This window comes from Amycolatopsis alkalitolerans, assembly GCF_006152065.1.
Taxonomy (GTDB): Bacteria; Actinomycetota; Actinomycetes; order Mycobacteriales; family Pseudonocardiaceae; genus Amycolatopsis_E; species Amycolatopsis_E alkalitolerans.
In genome coordinates, this window is sequence record NZ_VDFW01000007.1 from 1 (window position 1) to 16,641 (window position 16,641).

Sequence of the window (16,641 nt, forward strand, 5' to 3'; positions counted from 1 at the left end):
GGCCTGCAACGCCATCCGCGCCGCCGCCGGATGATCCCCGTTGTAGGGGTCGGCCAGCGGGTGGGTGAGCACGACGGCGGGGTTGACCTCCCGGTAGACGTGCACGATCCGGTCCACCAGCTGCGGTGTCTCGAGCAGCGGATAGTCCCCGGCGTCGAGGAACTCGATCTCCGCCCCGAGCGCCCCGGCCGCGTTGGTGGCCTCCTCGCGCCGGATCGCCTTGATCTGCTCCAGGCTGTGCCCGGCCCGCCACGCCTTGGCCGACTCACCCCGCTCCCCATAGGTCAGGCACAACACCTTCGCCCGGTCCCCGCGAGCGGTGGCCAGCGCGATCGCCCCCGCCGCACGCCACACGAAATCACCTGCATGCGCACTGACCACCAGCAACGAACCCATAACAGCACCCTAAGAGCGGCGGGCGCCGTAGCACGACCTTCCCGCGACTGGTCTGGCATACGACATTCGACTCGGTCACGCGCGCACCCGCCGGTCGTCCCGGGAACCGTCATCAGGCCGTTTCCGCAGGCCGGGGAACGTTCTAGGGTGCAGGGCATGAACTGTCCACTCCGGACCTGCCAGGTGGCGCGGCGATGAGACGGGCGGCCGTTTCCGCGCGGTTCGACGATCTTCGCGCCGGCACCGCGCTGGGCTTCGCCGACCTCGCCTACGACCTGGTGGCTACGCGGCCCGAGCAGGTGCCGCAGGTGCTCGCCGAGGTCGAGCACGCCACCAGGAAGGGCTGGTGGGCGTTCGGGTTCGTCTCCTACGAGGCAGCGCCGGGCCTCGATCCTTCGCTCGTTACGCGCGAACCGGCGCCAGGGCTGCCGCTTGCGTGGTTCGGCGTGAGCGCGGGGCCCGAACCGGTCCCGGTGCTCAAACCTCCCGATGCGCGCGACTATCGCGTCGGGCGGTGGCGGTACGAGTGGGACGCGGCCCGGCACGCGCGCCAGGTCGGCGAGGTCCGGCGGCGTATCGCCGAGGGCGAGACCTACCAGTGCAACCTGACCACGAGGATGACCGCGGCGGCCGAGGGCGACCTGTCCCAGCTTTACGCGGACCTCGCACTCGGGCAGGGCGGCTCGTACAACGCCTACCTGGACCTCGGCCGGTACGTGATCGCGAGCGCCAGCCCCGAACTGTTCTTCGCCACCGAAGGCGACCGGATCACCATGCGGCCGATGAAGGGCACGACCCGCCGGGGACGTACCCCGGCGGAAGACGAGCGGCTCGTCGCCCGGCTGCGGGCGAGTGCCAAGGAACGCGCCGAGAACATCATGATCGTCGACCTCGTGCGCAACGACGTCGCGCGGCTGGCCGTCACGGGCAGTGTGACGGTCACCTCACTGTGCCGGCCCGAACGGTACGAGACCGTGCACCAGCTCACCTCCGAGGTGACCGCGAAGCTCCGGCCCCGCACCGATCTCGTGGAGATCTTCCGGGCACTGTTCCCGTGCGGTTCGGTCACCGGCGCGCCCAAACCCCGCACGATGCGGCTTATCCGCGAGCTGGAGGACTCCCCGCGCGGCGTCTACTGCGGAGCGATCGGGGTGGCCGGGCCCGCCGGCGCGCGGTTCAGCGTCGCGATCCGCACCCAGGCGATCGACCGCGACACGGGCATCGCCACCTACGGCACCGGCGGCGGGATCACCTGGAGCTCCCGCGCGGACGCCGAATACGCCGAGCTGGAGGCGAAGGCCGCGGTGCTCACCGCACGGGTCTGACAGCACGGGTGTTGGTCATTTGTCGCGGTCAATTCCGTTCCGATGCCGGACGAAACGAGCCGCCTCCTCGGCTGTACTGGGCTGGCGGGGTATCCCGCGTAGAGGAGGTAATGCCTAGTCATGGGTGCCGAGAGTCTCGAGGCCGCCATCGGCCGCGCCGGATCCGCGGTCGCGCTGCTGCGGAACTCGGCGGTGCGGCCGCACACCTTCCCGGTGGCGCCGGAGTTCACGAACTGGCGATCCGAGCAGCAAGCGTGGCGCACCTCCTGCGCCCTGCTCGACCAGTCGCACCATATGACCGACCTGTACCTGTCCGGTCCGGACGCGCTGAAGCTGCTGACCGCGTACGGAGTGAACAGCTTCGCGGACTTCGGCCCGGGCAAGGCGAAGCAGTACGTCGCGGTGAACGCCGAGGGCTACTTCATCGGCGACGCGATCCTCTTCCATCTTTCCGGCGGGAACTTCGACCTCGTCGGTCACCCGACCGTCCTGGACTGGCTGCAGTACCAGGCCGAGACCGGCGGCTACGACGTCACGCTGGAGCGGGACGACAACTCCGCGGAGCGGGCATCGGGCCCGCCGAAGGTCTACCGCTACGAACTGCAGGGGCCGAACGCGAAGGCCCTCGTCGAGGAGCTGACCGGCGAACCGCTGCCCGGCGTGAAGTTCTTCCACACCATCGAATTCACCATCGCCGGGCACCGGGTGCGTGCGCTGCGTCACGGGATGGCGGCCCAGCCCGGGTTCGAGCTGTTCGGTCCGTGGGCCGAAGGGGAGAAGGTCCTGCGGGGTATCCTGGAGGCAGGTGAACGGTTCGGTCTCGTCCGCGCCGGAGCCAAAGCCTACTCGACGGCGAACCTCGAATCGGGCTGGATCCCCGCCGTGGTGCCCGCCGTGTTCGGGCCCGCCGAGCGCGGGTACCGGGAATGGCTCCCGGCCGGCGCGCTCGGTTCGCTCGGCGGCAGCTTCGACCCGGCCGATATCACCGACTACTACTTCACGCCCTACGAACTCGGCTACGGCAAGACGGTCAGGTTCGACCACGAGTTCACCGGGCGTGCGGCACTGCAGCGAATGGAGCCGAGCCGCGAAAAGGTCACGCTCGTCTGGCACGCGGAGGACGTCGCCGCCGCGGTCCGGGCGCTGTGCGAGCCGGGGCTCCCGGCGAAGTACATCGACCTGCCGAAGGCGCGATACGCCTTCTACCAGGCGGACAAGGTGCTGGCCGGTGACCGGCTCGCCGGTGTCTCGACCGACGTCGGCTACCTCACGAACGCCCACGCCTTCGTGTCCCTCGCGGTCGTCGACAAGGCGGTGAGCGAACCGGGCAGCCAGGTCACGGTGGTCTGGGGCGAGGAGCCGAATTCGGCGAAGCCCGCGATCGAACCCCACCGGCAGGTGCGGATCCGCGCGACGGTCGCGCCCGTGCCCTTCGCCGCCCACGAGTCCTACCGCAAGCCCTGAACCCCTTTCCCCACGCAGACGGGATGCTGGAAATGACGAACCCCCGCCGGGAGGCCGCCGGCAACTCGCGCCGGCGCGCGAAACTCGCCGAACTCGTGCGCACCATGAGCTACGAGGTGATGCCGTTCAAGAAGACCGAGGAGGACGTGCTCGCCTTCGTGCCCAAGACGGTGCCGCTCACCGTCACGGTCACCGAGGCGAAGGGGATCGAGACGACACTGAGCCTGTCCGAACGCCTGCTCGGGCACGGCTACCAGGTCTCGCCACACCTGCCGGCCCGCCAGTTCGTCGACGAGAAGCACGTCGCCGATGTGGTGGCGCGGCTGAGCGAAGGCGGGTTCACGTCGGTGTTCGTCATCGGTGGCGACGCGCCGGAACCGGCCGGAAAGTTCACCGACGCGTACTCGCTGCTGCAGGAGATGGAGGCAGCGGGGCATCCGTTCCGCCAGGTCGGCGTCGGGGGCTATCCCGAGGGCCACGGGAAGATCCCGCAGGAGGCGATCGACCTGGCGCTCAAGCAGAAGGCGCCGCTGGCGACACGCGTGCTCACGCAGATCTGTTTCGACGCCGCGAAAACCGCGTCGTGGGCGGCCGGGATCGCGAGCGCGGGGGTGGACCTGCCGGTGTTCGTGGGGATGCCGGGGCCGGTGAACCGCCAGAAGCTGATGCGGATCTCGGCCGGGATCGGGCTCGGGCAGTCGGCGCGGTTCCTGCAGAAGCAGCAGAGCATGCTGTGGCGGTTCCTGCTGCCCGGCGGCTACCGCCCGTCGAAGTTCGCCCGGCGGCTCGCCATCGCGGCGCCGAAGACCAGGAACAACATCAGCGGGCTGCACATCTTCACCTTCAACGAGCTTCGCGGAACCGAGCAGTGGCGCCAGGAGATGCTGGCCGCCGTGTCCGAAAAGGATTGATATGAACGAGGACTACGGTCGCCTGATCGTGCAAGGCGCCGACCGGCCGGGCATCGTCTCGAGCGTGTCGACCGTGCTGGCCGAGCAGGGCGCGAACATCGTCGCATTGGACCAGACCTCGAGCGACCCTTCGGGCGGGCGGTTCTTCCAGCGCACGGTCTTCCACCTGCCCGATCTGTCCACGCGGCTGGCCGAGCTCGATCACGCACTCGAACAGAAGCTCACGGACGAGTTCGGCCTCAGCTACCGGCTCGTGGAAGTCAAGCGGCACAAGCGGGTCGCCATCTTGGTGTCCAAAGCGGACCACTGCCTGCTGGACCTGTTGTGGCGGCAGCGCCGCGGCGAACTGCACATGAGCATCCCGATGGTCATCTCCAACCATCCGGACCTCGGCGACGACGTCCGGCAGTTCGGCATCCCGTTCTTCCACGTCCCGGTGGAGAAGGACAAGAAGGCGATCGCGGAGAAGGAACATCTCAACCTGCTCAAGGGCAACGTCGATCTGGTCGTGCTGGCCCGGTACATGCAGATCGTGTCGGGGGAGTTCCTCGACGATGTCGGCGTACCGGTGATCAACATCCACCATTCGTTCCTGCCGGCGTTCATGGGCGCGGGCCCGTACCAGCGGGCGAAGGAACGCGGCGTCAAGCTGGTCGGCGCCACGGCGCACTACGTGACCGAGGACCTCGACGAGGGCCCGATCATCGAGCAGGACGTGATCCGGGTGTCGCACCGGGAGTCCGCGCGCGAGTTGCAGCGCAAGGGCGCCGACGTCGAGCGGCTCGTGCTCTCGCGCGCGGTCGCGTGGCACCTCGACGACCGCGTCATCCGCGACGGCAACACGACAGTGGTGTTCTAGTGGCCGCGGAGATTCTCGACGGCCGGGCCGTCTCGGCGAAGATCCTCGACCTGGTGACGAAGGACGTCGCCGACCTGGGGCGCAAACCGGTGCTCGCGACCGTCCTGGTCGGGGACGATCCGGCCTCGCGCACGTATGTCCGGATGAAGGCCGGCCGCTGCGCGAAGGTCGGCATGGAGTCGCGGCGGATCGAACTGCCCGGACAGACCACGACCGCGGAGCTGGTGGCGCGGATCCGGGAGTTGTCGGACGATCCGTCGGTCGACGGGATCCTGCTGCAACACCCGGTGCCGCACCAGATCGACGAGCGTGCCGCGTTCGAGGCGATCGCGCCGGAGAAGGACGTCGACGGCGTCACGCGGACCTCGTTCGCGATGATGGCCTTCGACGAGGGCGGGTTCGCCTCGGCCACCCCGGGCGGCATCATGGCACTGCTCGACGCCTATGAGATTCCCTTGTCCGGCAAGCACGCGGTCGTCGTGGGCCGCAGCCCGATCCTCGGCAAACCGGCCGGCTTGCTGCTGCTCGCGCGCGACGCGACCGTCACCTACTGCCACTCGCGCACCACCGATCTGCCCGCACGCGTCGCCGAGGCCGACATCCTGGTCGCCGCGGTGGGCCGGCCCGCGCTCATCCGCGGGAACTGGATCAAACGCGGCGCTGTCGTCATCGACGCCGGCTACGCGGACAACACCGGCGACGTCGAGTACGAAGCCGCCGCGGAACGCGCCTCGTTCATCACCCCCGTGCCCGGCGGCGTCGGTCCCATGACCATCGCCGTCCTGCTCGCGCAGACCGCGCGGGCGGCACGGCAGAAAAAATGAGAAAGAGGCGGATGGCTCAGGCTATGACTCAAGCACAGGACAACTACGTGCTGGGGCTGGAAGAGAACAGACGCGGGCTCGCGCTCAACCGGATGTGCGGTTCGCTCAAGCACGCCGGCAACCGCGCGAAGTTCAGCGAGGACGAGGCGGCCTACTGCGACGCCTACGGGCTCACCCCCGCGCAGAAGAAGGCCGTGCTGGAACGGGACTGGACCGGCATGCTGGACCTCGGCGCGTCCATCTTCTACACCTTCAAACTCGCCACGCTGGACCGGAAGTCGATCCAGTACCTCGGCGGTGTGTTCACCGGTATGACGGCCGAGGAGTTCACGGCCGAGCTGCGCGCCGGAGGGCGGCGGTTTGGCTGAGGTCATCTGGGGCCTCGCGACTTCGCACGTGCCCTCCATCGGTGCGGCGATGGACAACCACAAGACCGGGGACCCGTACTGGAAGCCGCTTTTCGACGGGTACGCGCCCGCGCGCGAGTGGATGGCGGAGCACACGCCCGACGTCGCGGTGATCGTGTACAACGACCACGCGAACGCCGTCGATCTCGATCTCGTGCCGACCTTCGCGATCGGCACCGCGCCGCACTACGGCGTGGCCGACGAGGGCTGGGGCCGCCGCCCCGTGCCACCGGTGGTGGGTGCGCCGGAACTGAGCGCGCACCTGGTCCGCGAACTGGTGGACGACGAGTTCGACATCGCCACCTTCCACGAGCTCGACGTGGACCACGGGCTCACCGTCCCGCTTTCGGTGTACTGCCCGGAGCCCGGCGACGCGTGGCCGTGCGCGGTGGTCCCGGTGCTGGTCAACGTGATCCAGCATCCGCAGCCGACCGCTTCGCGCTGCTACCGCCTCGGTGAGGCGATCGGGCGGGCGATCCGGTCCTACCCCGGGGATCTCAAAGTCGCCGTGTTCGGCACCGGCGGCATGTCCCATCAGCTCGCCGGCGGCCGCGCGGGGCTCATCAACGCCGAGTTCGACCGGATGTTCCTGACGGCGATCGAGCACGAGCCCGAAAAGCTCGCCACGCTGACCCGCGAGGACTACATTCGCGAGGCGGGCACCGAAGGGATCGAGCTGATCATGTGGCTCGTCATGCGGGGCGCGCTGAACCCGGAGATCACGCGGATCCACGAGACCTACCACGTGCCGGCGTCCAATACCGCGGCGGCACTGGCGCTGTTCGAGAACGGCGGGCAGGCATGAGCACTTTCGTTCTGCTGCACGGGGCCTGGCACGGTGGCTGGGCGTGGCAGCGGGTCGTGCCGCTGCTGCGTGCCGCCGGGCACGAGGTGCATGCCCCGACGCTGACCGGGGTGAGCGACCGCGCACATCTGCTGAACCCGTCGGTCGGGCTGAGCACGCACGTGCAGGACGTGGTGGCGCTCATCGAGGCTTTCGACGCCGACGACGTGGTGCTGGTCGGGCACAGCTACGCCGGGCAGGTCGTCACCGGGGTCGCGGACCGGATCCCGGAGCGGCTGTCGCGGCGGGTGTATCTCGACGCGTTCGTCGGGGACGACGGCGAAGCGGCGATCGGCCTGCTGCCGGCGAAGGTGGCCGGGCACTACCGCGAGTCGGTCGAGGGGCCCGGGTTCGGCTGGCTCATCCCGGTGCGCTCGCTGCACGTGCTCGGCGTGACCGAAGGGTCCGATGTGGACTGGCTGACCGCGCGCCTGACCCCGCATCCGTGGCTCACCTACACCGAACCGTTGCGGCTGACCGGTGCTGCCGATCGCGTGCCCGCGGCGTTCGTCGAGTGCACCGACTGGATGCGCGTGTTCTCCCCGCACGCGGAACGGGCCTCCGCGCGCGGCTGGCCGGTGCGGACCGTCCACACCGGACATGAGGCGATGGTCACCGCACCCAAGGAACTGGCGGACATGCTGATGGAGGTCTGATGGACGCGTCGTTCGGCACGATCTGGGAGGCGGTCGCGCGCAGCCTCCCGGACGAGGTCGTGATCTCCGAACCCGGGCGGGACCACACGTACGCCGAGTTCGACGACCGGTCCGCGCGGCTGGCCGCCGCGCTGGCCGAAGCGGGGGTCGGGCCGGGCGACAAGGTGGCCTGTTACCTCTACAACGGAGCCGCCTATCTGGAGACGGTGTTCGCGGCGTTCAAACTCGGCGCGGTGCCGGTGAACGCCAACTACCGCTACACCCAGGAGGAGCTGTTCTCGCTGCTGCGCGACGCGGACGCGGCGGCGCTCGTGTTCAGCGACGAACTGGCGGCGAACGTCGCGGACGCGGAGCAGCACGTGCCCACGCTGCGGCTGGCGGTCCGGGTGGACGAGCGGTACGACGAATTCCTGCGTGCGCACGAACCCCGGCCCGCCGAGCCGCGCCCGGGCTCCGATCGGCTGTTCATGTACACCGGGGGCACGACCGGGAAACCCAAGGGTGTCATCTGGCGGCTGGGCGATCTGCTGCACTCGGTCTTCGTCGCCGTGTACCGGCCGCTCGGCGTCCAGTCGCCGCCGGAGAACCTCGACGAGGCGGTCGCGATCGCGGTCTCCGCCCGGCGGGAGGGGCGGGCGCCGGTGATGATGCCGGTCGTGCCGCTCATGCACGGCACGGGCCTGTTCAACTCGCTGGGCGGGCTGCTGGTCGGCGGGCGGATCGTGACCGCGCGGCGTGGCGGGCTCGATCCACGGCACGTGTGGGAAACCGTTGCCGCGCAACGGGTCGGGGCGCTCCTGGTGGCGGGTACCGCGGTCTGCCGCCCGCTCGTGGACGAGCTGCTGACCGGGCGCCCGTACGATCTGAGCTCGCTGCGGGCGGTGATCAGTTCGGGTACGACGTTCGGCGACGACCTCAAGCGGGTGCTACACGAGCGCGCCCAGGTCACGATCACCGACGCGATCGCCTCGACCGAAGGCGGCCCGTTCGCGTTCGCCATCACGTCCTCCGTGGACGATCTGCCGTCGCGGTTCTTCCCGGTGCCCGCGACGAAAGTCGTTACGGCGGAGGGCAAGGAGGTCGTGCCGGGCAGCGGGCAGACCGGCGTGCTCGCGTACTGTGGGCCGATCCCGCTCGGCTATTACAAGGACACGGCCAAGACCTCGGCGACGTTCCGGACCATCGACGGGGTCCGGTACGCGATTCCCGGCGACGTGGCGGAGGTGGCGGCGGACGGTTCGCTGCGGTTCCTCGGGCGCGGTTCGGGCGTGATCAACACCGGCGGGGAGAAGGTGCACCCGCCGGAGGTCGAGGAAGTGCTGCTGGCGCATCCGGCCGTGACCGACTGTGTCGTGCTTGGCGTGCGGGACGAGAAGTGGGGCGAGCAGGTCGCCGCCGTGGTGGCCACCCCCGGCGGGGTCACTGAGCAGGAGCTGCGGGACTGGACGCGGCGGAGCCTGGCCGGCTACAAGGTGCCGCGAACCCTGGTGCTGCTACCCGAACTGCGCCGCACCCCCACCGGCAAACTGGAAGTCTCCTGGGCCAGGCAAATCCTCACCACCGCCCACCCCTAACCCCACCCATCCCCGCCGAGATCTACATTGGAGACGGCGAGATCGGCGTCTTGGATGTAGATCTCGCGCGGGGGCGGTCGTCGGGGGGTTAGCGAGAGCGGTAGAAGGAGGCGGCGGTGCCGTGCAGGACGGAGTGGCGGGCTTCGCCGGGGAGGGCGGCGAGCAGGCGCGCCGCGCCGTCGCCGTGGTCGTGCGGGTAGTCGCTCGCGTGCATGAGGAACTCCGGCGCCCGCATCATCTCCACCAGCTGTGACACCTCCTCCGCGGACTCGGGCAGTTGCGCCGGCTCCGTCGTCGAGCGGAAATGCCGGTACAGGTACTTCTCCGGCGCCTCCTTCACCCACGGCACCTCGCGCCAGACCGAGCGCCATTCCTTGTCGAACCGCCACAACAGCGCCGGCAGCCACGAGAAACCGCACTCCGACAGGCAGATCCGCAGGTCCGGGATCTCGCTGAAGACACCTTCGGCGATCAGGCTCACCACATGCGCCTGCACGATCTGCCCGTTGCTCACGTAGTCCTCGAGATACGTGTGCGTGAACCCGGTCGCCGTCGGCGAACTGGAGATACGGCCCCACGCGTGCAGCCCGACGACGAGCCCGTGCCGCGCCGCCGCAGCCAGCAGCGGGCGGAAACGCACGTTGCCATACCGCGCGTCCTGGCCCCGCACCGGCAGCAGCACCTGCGCGAACCGCTTGTCCGGGCCGAGCCGGTCGATCTCGGCGACCGCCGCGCCGACGTCCAGCGTCGGCACGACCATACTGGCGCGCAGCCGTTCGTCGGCGTCGAGCCACTCCGTGCGGATCCAGTCGTTGATCGCGCGGGTCAGGGCGATCTCGTAGTACGGGTTGCGGCTGATGTCGAACGAGGTCGTGCAGTTCAGCAGCGCCCAGTCGAGCCCTTCGCGGTCGAGGACCTGCTCGCGCAGCAGTTCGACGTTGTCCGGCGGGAACGCGCCCGCCTCGCGCGCGGCCGGGGTCGCGGACGTCGGCGCCCCCGGCGGGTAGGCGTTGCCGGCCGACGGCGAAAGCCGCAGCTGCGCATCCTCCACATAGGACCGCCAGTACCCGTCGAGATACGGGAACAGCGTCTGGATACTCGCGGGCGCGCAGTGGACGTCGGTGTCGATGTGCTGGGTCACGGGCGCTCCAGTCGGTGGTACAGCCGGTAGGCGTTGTGGTCCATGATCTCCTCGCGCAGGTCCTTCGGCAGGTCCCGCAGCGCGGTGGCGGGGGAGTCGAAGTCCCAGTGCGGGTAGTCCGAGGCGAACATGATCCGATCGGTCATCCCGGTGTGCCGCAACGCCATCGGCAGGTGCCTGGACTCCGGCGGCTCCTCGATCGGCTGCGTCGAGAACCAGAAATGCTCCCGGAAGTACTCCGAGGGCCTGCGCCGGAGCTTCGGCACGTCGGCACGCAACCGGGGCCACGCCGCGTCGAGGCTCCACATCAGCGGGGCCGACCACGCTATCCCGCCCTCGACGAGCACGATCTGCAGCTCCGGTACGTCCTCGAATACGCCTTCGCAGATCAGGTTCGCCGCGACCATCGCCATCACGTTCCCGAACCACGCATGGTGCTCCAGGTAGAACGACGGCCAGCCGTCGCCGCGGTGATGCTCTATCCCGCCGAGGTGGATCGCGACGGGCAGCCCCGCCTCCGCCGCCGCGCGGTAGATCGGCAGGTACTTCTGGTGCCCCAGGAAGGTTTCCGCGCCACCGGGGAACAGCACCTGCACGAACCGCGGGTCCCCGGCGTAACGTTCGATTTCCGCGATCGCCAGGTCCGGAGACTCGTGCGGCACGCAGAGACAGCTCACCAGCCGCGGTTCGGGCTCGAGGAAGTCCTCCAGCAGGCACTCGTTGAGCGCGTGGCACAGCGCGGCGCCGTAGTCGGGCGCCTCCGCGCCATAACTGTGGGCCTGCAAGGGAATCAGCACGCCGTAGCCGACGCCGTAGAGATCGAGCACCTGCTCGCGCAGCATCGTCAGGTCACTGCCCGGAATCCCGTTGGCGGGGAAGGAGTCCAGCCGCATCCCGCCGTTGCGCACGCGCGGGTACATCGCCGGCGGCGGCGCGATGCGGGTGCCGAACATCGTGAACCGGGTGCGCCACGGCTCGGGCAGCTTCCCGGCGAGCCTGCCCGCCGGGATGGTGGGGTGGATGTCGGCGTCGACGAGCGCGGTGCGCTGCTTCGGTTCGGTGGTGGTCACCGGGACACCTGCCTTTCTCCCCTGGCGGCCGTATCGACCACCACGTAGTCGTCTTCCACCCGTACGTCATAGGTCTCCGCGACATACGGACCGGGCACCCGGTCCGGGAACCGCACGCCGTCGCCGAGTTCCTCACCGTGCGCCACGCTCACGCCGTAACTGCGGACCGGGGCCTCCCCGGGGCCGAGATAGGACTGGCCGGTGGTGACGTCGTATTCCCAGCCGTGCCACGGGCACGCCAGGAACAGATCCTCGTTCACCGCGTAGTCGCCGGGACCGGTGGAGCTCGCCGTCGGCGCCGTGCGCCCCAGGCACAGCGGACCGCCCTGATGCGGGCAGTAGTTGTTGAGCGCGTAGAACTTCTCACCGATCCGGAACACTCCGATGGAGCGCTTCCCGACCTGGACGATCCGCCGGTCACCCGGCGCGAACTCGGAAACCGGGGCCACCACTATCCGCATTGATCACGTTCCTTCCGGCGCCGGGTCCAGCGCCATGCTCTGCAGGAGCGCTCCACCATCCACAGCGTAAACACTCCCGGTGACGAAACTCGATGCTCCGGACGCGAAAAGCAGGGCGAGACCCCGCAGCTCGCGAGGATCACCCATGCGGCCCAGCGCGACGCTCGCCCCCCACCGGGCCTCCGCTTCCGCGTTCGGCTCGCCGCCGCCGATGTTCGTCTTGAACGGCCCCGGCGCGATGGCGTTGACCCGGATCCGCCACCTGGCCAGGTCCAGCGCGGCCTGCCGGACGAGGTTGACCACCCCGGCCTTCGCCACCACATACGAGTAGGAGACGAACGGGTCGGCGCGCAGGCCCGCGGTCGAGGCGGTCACCACGATGCTGCCCGAACGCTGCCGTTTCATCGGCCGCGCTGCCGCCCGCACGGTGTGCGCGACCCCGTGCAGGTTGACCTCCAGCAGGGCGTGCCAGTCGTCGAGTTCGAACGCGTCCACCGAGCCCGCGGGCTGGGTGAGCCCGGCGCCGCGGGCGATCCCGGCGTTGGCGAACACCGTGTCGAGCCGCCCGTGGCGCCGCACCACATCGCTGACCGCGTCCTCGACCGCCGCGGCGTCCGAGACGTCGAGGGGCAGGGCGTCGACGTCATGCAGTTGCTTCAGGCGTGCTTCGTCGCGGTCGGCGGCGATTACCGTCGCCCCGCAGCCGGCGAGGGTCTCGGCGATCGAACGCCCCAGGCCCGAACCGGCACCGGTGACGAGCACGACCGTGCCGGTCACGTCGAAGACTTCGTCCGCGATGCTCACCGGCGCCTGCCCAGCTGCCGCGAGAGCACGACGGCGATCACCAGCGCGGCACCGTAGAACAGTTGCTGCACGTAGTTGTCCGCGCCCAGCAACTGCAGGCCGTTGACGCCGGTGGCCAGGAAGTACACCGCGATCCCGGTGCCGAGCGCGTTGAACCGGCCCGGTTTGATGCTCGTCGCGCCGAGGAACACCGCCGCGTAGGCCGGCAGCAGGTACGGCCCGCTCGCGGTCGGGTCGGCGGACCCGGTCGTGCCGAGGAAGAGGATGCCCGCGATCCCGGCGACGAACCCGCCCAGCACGAACCCGCCCCAGCGGATGCGCGAGACCCGGATCCCGCTCAGCCGCGCCACGTCCCGCGACTGCCCGACGAACAGCGACCGGAGCCCGAGCGGGGTGAACGACGCGACGTACCAGACCACCAGCATGATGATGAGCCCGTAGTAGAACTCGAGCGGGATACCGGCGAGCTTCGTGGTGAACGTCCACCGTGACAGGTGCTGGTCGATGCCGACGATCGTGTTCGAACCGGACAGGAAGTAGATGAGCCCGGTGAACACCGTCCCCATCCCGAGCGTCACGATCAGGGCGTTGGTGTCGCCGCGCACGACGAAGAGGCCGTTGAGGTATCCGGCGGCGACCGCGACCACGAGTCCGATCAGGCAGGCCGGCACGATGCCGACGCCGTGCTTCGTGTTGAGCACCCCGACGACCATCGCCGTCAGGCCCATGATCCCGCCGAGCGAGAGGTCGAAGTCGCCGGTCATCGACGGCATCAGCGCGGAGATCGCGAGTACGAACAGCACGGCCTGCGAGCCGAGGATGTTGGCGGCGTTGTCCCAGGTGAGGAACAGGTCCGGGGTGAGCACCCCGTACACGACGATCAGCGCGATCCAGGCGGCCGGCAGCGCCGAACGCTCGGCCAGGACGGCGAAGTCGGTACCGTGGCGTTGCTTCGGCCGCGTCTCGGTTTCGGTAGCTGGCATAGGTTTCACTCCTCGCTCCCGCCGAGCACGGCGGCGGCGCCGGTCGAGTAGTGGTAGACGGCCGAGCTGATCCGGTCCTCGGTGACCTCGTCGCCGGTCAGCTCCGCGCGTACGACGCCGTCGGCCATGATCAGCACGCGGTCGCAGATGGTGGCGAGTTCCTCGAAGTCACTCGAAACCCACAGGGTCGCCATCTCGGCCTCGGCCGCTTCGCGCACCAGGCGGTAGATCTCGGCGCGGGCCGCGACGTCGACGCCCTGGGTTGGCTCGTGCAGCAACAGCAGGGCCGGACCGATCTCCAGCCATTTGGCGAGCACGACCTTCTGCTGGTTACCACCCGAAAGCTGGCCCATGGTCGCGTCGGGGCGGCGGGGCCGGACATCGAAACGGTCCAAAAGGGACCGTACGAGCTTCGCGAGCTTGCCCAGCCGCAGCCGCCCGAAACTCGTGTAGCGGTCGTTGACCAGAATCGTGGTGTTCTCCGCGACCGTCAGCGTCGGGACGATCGCGTCACGGCGGCGGTCGGCCGGCACCAGCGCGACGCCGCGCCGCACCGCGTCGAACGGGCGCAACGACGACACGGCGATGTTTTTCTCGCCCAGGGCCAGGGTTCCGGTTTCGCAGTCCCGCTCGCCGAACAGCAGGTATGGCAGGTCCTCGGCGCCGGAGCCGAGCAGCCCGGCCACGCCGACGATCTCCGTCGACCGCAGCGCGAGATCGATCCCGCGGACCCGGCCGCCGCGCAGGTCCGTGACCTCGCACAGGGCCGGCTGGCCGGCGAGTGCGGAGCCGGCCGGACGGCGGTGCGTCCCGCCCACGGTCTTGCCGCTTGCCGGACCGACGATCAGCTCGACCAGCGCCGCGTCGTCGACCTCGCCCAGCCGCGCCTGCCCGGCGACCTCACCGTCCCGCAGGACGACCGCACGGTCGCACAGGGCGCGCACGGCGGACAGGTCGTGCGAGATGAACACCGTGCTCGCCCCGTCCTTCACCACCGTCCGCACCAGGTCGAAGAGGAACTCCACCTCGGCCTCGGGCAGGAACACCGTGGGCTCGTCGAGGAACAGGATCGAATGGGTCACGTCGCCGCGTTCGCGGTAGAGCTTGAGCTCCTCGGCCGCGCGCACGATCGCGACGAGCGCCTGCCCGACCGGCGGGAGCTGGTTGACGGGCACGGTCGGGTCCAGGTGCACCCGGTAGGACTCCAGCAGGGCCTCGACCCGGTTCCGCTCGGCGCGCCAGTTGATCGGCCTGCGCGAGTTCGCGCTGCCGCGCTCGCCGACCATCAGGTTCTCCACCACCGACAGCGTCCTGGCGAGCCCGAGGTCCTGGTGCACGAAGCTGAGCCCGAGCCCGCGGAACTGCCCGGGCGGCAGCGGCAGCGGCACCTGCCGCCCGCTCAGGTAGAGCTCGCCGCCGGGCTCGGGCGCGTTGACCCCGGCCAGCACCTTGACCAAAGTGGACTTCCCGCAGCCGTTCTCGCCCAGCAGCGCGACGATCTCGCCGGGCCGCACCTGGAAGTCCACGTTCTTCAGCGCGCGGAACGTGCCGAAGCGCATGGTGATGTTCCGCAGGTCCAGTGCGGGCGGGGTACCGCCGGCCGGGGTGACCCGGCCGGCTTGGGAAACCGCGTCGGCGCTCATGCTCAGCTCAGTCCCCAGAGCTTCTCGTACCCGGACGGGAACTCGGTGCCGAAACCGCCGTTGACGGCCGCGGCCTCCTGGTAGTTCTTGGTCGTCCACAGCCGCGACGGGTCCTGGTCCTTGTCGGCGGGGACGGCGCCGGCCCCCGACAGCACGCGCAGCGTCTGGTCCATCGTGGCGTAGGCGCGCCACAGGTGGGTCGGGCCGACGTTGGAGTCCATCGGGATGCCGCCGCCCATCTGCGCGATGTACTCCGGCGTGCCGCCATAGCAGCCGTAGAGCTTGACGTCGCCCCGGCCCGAGGCCTTGACCGCGGCCGAGGCGGGTGGGACCTCACCGTCGAAGATCGGCACCACGGCCTTGATCTTCGGATCGGCCAGGATGGCGGAGCTGACGGCCGACTGCACCTTCGTCGCCCAGTCGGGCACCGCGATGTTCACCGACTTGACCTTGCAGTCGGGGCAGTACTTGCCGAGTTCCTCGCGCAGCGCCTTGTCCATCACGACCCCGGCAGGCACCTCGTTCGAGGTGATCTCGAAGACGTCGAACGGGTTGCCCTTGTGCTCCAGGATCGCCACGTCGATCGAGCGGCGGATGGATTCGGCGTTGGGGATGTTGGTCTGCGCGGTCACCAGCGGGTCGGACTTCGCGCCGTCCTCGGTGTCGCCGAGCCCGGAGTCGATCACCGCGATCCCCGCCGCGGTCGCCGCCTGCACCTGCGGTTTGATGAGGTTCGGGTCGATCCCGCAGATCAGCACGATCGCGTCGTAGTGCTGGCTGATCGCCTGCTGCATGCCGGGAATCCAGCCCGACGGGCCGCCGGAGTTCTGGAAGTAGGTGCCGCTCATGCCGACCTTGTTCGCGAGCGTGACCATGTCCTTGCCGATCTGGTCGCACACCGGCAGCTGGCTCGCGGTCGGGATGACGAAGATCCGCTTGCCCTTCGCCTTGCTGATGTCGAACGCCGGGCCGGGGGCGACGAACGTCGGCACCTCGCTCGCCTTGTCCACAAGGGACTGAAGCTGGGCCAGCTGGTCGGCGGGCAGCCCGGCGCCGCCGGAGTCACCGCCGCTGCTCGAGTCGGTGGTGGTGCAGGCGGACAGCACCAGGGCGAGCACGGCGGCGAACACCGCCACGGCTCCAAATCGGTTCTTACGGTTCATCGCTCATACCTTCGCAACGTTGAGAAGAGCTGAATCCGGTGGGAAAGCGGAACCTTCGCGGGCCAGGACAGCCGTCCGCCACACGGAAAGTTCGTGGTGGACCGAGGATCGCCGTT

At 69.6% G+C, this 16,641-nt stretch carries 17 protein-coding genes; 9 read left to right on the forward strand and 8 right to left on the reverse strand.

Going from position 1 to position 16,641, the window contains the following annotated elements; translation table 11 throughout:
- Window positions 1-396: PIG-L deacetylase family protein (locus tag FG385_RS10430; protein ID WP_139096460.1), on the reverse strand; the 396-nt coding region annotated here is incomplete at its 3' end.
- A 194-nt stretch (window positions 397-590) separates the two neighbouring features.
- Here FG385_RS10430 and pabB point away from each other — a divergent pair.
- From pabB to FG385_RS10475, 9 genes are all read left to right on the forward strand, one after another.
- Window positions 591-1,721, forward strand: a complete 1,131-nt coding sequence (pabB, locus tag FG385_RS10435) for an aminodeoxychorismate synthase component I (protein WP_139096461.1) — start codon at window positions 591-593, stop codon at window positions 1,719-1,721.
- A 120-nt stretch (window positions 1,722-1,841) separates the two neighbouring features.
- Window positions 1,842-3,185 carry an aminomethyltransferase family protein gene (locus FG385_RS10440; RefSeq protein ID WP_139096462.1) on the forward strand — a complete coding sequence of 448 codons (1,344 nt, stop codon included), beginning with the start codon at window positions 1,842-1,844 and terminating at the stop codon, window positions 3,183-3,185.
- Window positions 3,186-3,217: 32 nt separating this feature from the next.
- The gene (locus tag FG385_RS10445) at window positions 3,218-4,096 is read left to right on the forward strand and encodes a methylenetetrahydrofolate reductase (RefSeq protein ID WP_139096463.1); all 879 of its coding nucleotides are present in this window, start codon (window positions 3,218-3,220) and stop codon (window positions 4,094-4,096) included.
- A gap of 1 nt (window position 4,097) precedes the next feature.
- The gene (gene purU / locus FG385_RS10450) at window positions 4,098-4,955 is read left to right on the forward strand and encodes a formyltetrahydrofolate deformylase (protein WP_139096464.1); all 858 of its coding nucleotides are present in this window, start codon (window positions 4,098-4,100) and stop codon (window positions 4,953-4,955) included.
- Complete coding sequence (locus FG385_RS10455; protein WP_139096465.1) at window positions 4,955-5,779, forward strand: bifunctional 5,10-methylenetetrahydrofolate dehydrogenase/5,10-methenyltetrahydrofolate cyclohydrolase; 825 nt, start codon at window positions 4,955-4,957, stop codon at window positions 5,777-5,779. Before purU ends, FG385_RS10455 begins: the two co-directional genes overlap by 1 nt.
- A 23-nt stretch (window positions 5,780-5,802) precedes the next feature.
- Window positions 5,803-6,147, forward strand: a complete 345-nt coding sequence (locus FG385_RS10460; RefSeq protein WP_139096466.1) for a protocatechuate 3,4-dioxygenase — start codon at window positions 5,803-5,805, stop codon at window positions 6,145-6,147.
- Window positions 6,140-6,991: a class III extradiol dioxygenase subunit beta gene (locus FG385_RS10465; RefSeq protein ID WP_139096467.1), complete on the forward strand. Its 852-nt coding sequence runs from the start codon at window positions 6,140-6,142 to the stop codon at window positions 6,989-6,991. Before FG385_RS10460 ends, FG385_RS10465 begins: the two co-directional genes overlap by 8 nt.
- Entirely contained in the window at window positions 6,988-7,686 is a 699-nt protein-coding gene (locus tag FG385_RS10470; protein WP_139096468.1) for an alpha/beta fold hydrolase, read from the forward strand. Before FG385_RS10465 ends, FG385_RS10470 begins: the two co-directional genes overlap by 4 nt.
- A complete protein-coding gene (locus tag FG385_RS10475) occupies window positions 7,686-9,260 on the forward strand; it encodes an AMP-binding protein (RefSeq protein ID WP_139096469.1) in 1,575 nt (524 codons plus the stop codon). The genes FG385_RS10470 and FG385_RS10475 overlap by 1 nt, the downstream gene beginning before the upstream one ends.
- 88 nt (window positions 9,261-9,348) lie before the next feature.
- On the opposite strand, the gene FG385_RS10480 is transcribed toward FG385_RS10475, so the two are convergent.
- From FG385_RS10480 to FG385_RS10510, 7 genes are read right to left on the reverse strand one after another with little or no spacing between them, the layout of a single operon-like run.
- Window positions 9,349-10,401 carry an amidohydrolase family protein gene (locus tag FG385_RS10480; RefSeq protein ID WP_139096470.1) on the reverse strand — a complete coding sequence of 351 codons (1,053 nt, stop codon included), beginning with the start codon at window positions 10,399-10,401 and terminating at the stop codon, window positions 9,349-9,351.
- Window positions 10,398-11,471 (reverse strand): amidohydrolase family protein, encoded by a 1,074-nt coding sequence (locus tag FG385_RS10485; protein ID WP_139096471.1) that lies wholly within the window; start codon window positions 11,469-11,471, stop codon window positions 10,398-10,400. Before FG385_RS10485 ends, FG385_RS10480 begins: the two co-directional genes overlap by 4 nt.
- Entirely contained in the window at window positions 11,468-11,932 is a 465-nt protein-coding gene (locus FG385_RS10490; RefSeq protein WP_139096472.1) for a Rieske (2Fe-2S) protein, read from the reverse strand. Before FG385_RS10490 ends, FG385_RS10485 begins: the two co-directional genes overlap by 4 nt.
- Before the next feature lie 3 nt (window positions 11,933-11,935).
- Complete coding sequence (locus FG385_RS10495) at window positions 11,936-12,736, reverse strand: SDR family NAD(P)-dependent oxidoreductase (RefSeq protein WP_139096473.1); 801 nt, start codon at window positions 12,734-12,736, stop codon at window positions 11,936-11,938.
- Entirely contained in the window at window positions 12,733-13,719 is a 987-nt protein-coding gene (locus tag FG385_RS10500) for an ABC transporter permease (protein ID WP_139096474.1), read from the reverse strand. Before FG385_RS10500 ends, FG385_RS10495 begins: the two co-directional genes overlap by 4 nt.
- 5 nt (window positions 13,720-13,724) lie before the next feature.
- The gene (locus tag FG385_RS10505; RefSeq protein ID WP_139096475.1) at window positions 13,725-15,362 is read right to left on the reverse strand and encodes a sugar ABC transporter ATP-binding protein; all 1,638 of its coding nucleotides are present in this window, start codon (window positions 15,360-15,362) and stop codon (window positions 13,725-13,727) included.
- A gap of 2 nt (window positions 15,363-15,364) precedes the next feature.
- Window positions 15,365-16,525 carry a sugar ABC transporter substrate-binding protein gene (locus FG385_RS10510; protein ID WP_139096476.1) on the reverse strand — a complete coding sequence of 387 codons (1,161 nt, stop codon included), beginning with the start codon at window positions 16,523-16,525 and terminating at the stop codon, window positions 15,365-15,367.
- Window positions 16,526-16,641 lie beyond the last annotated feature (116 nt).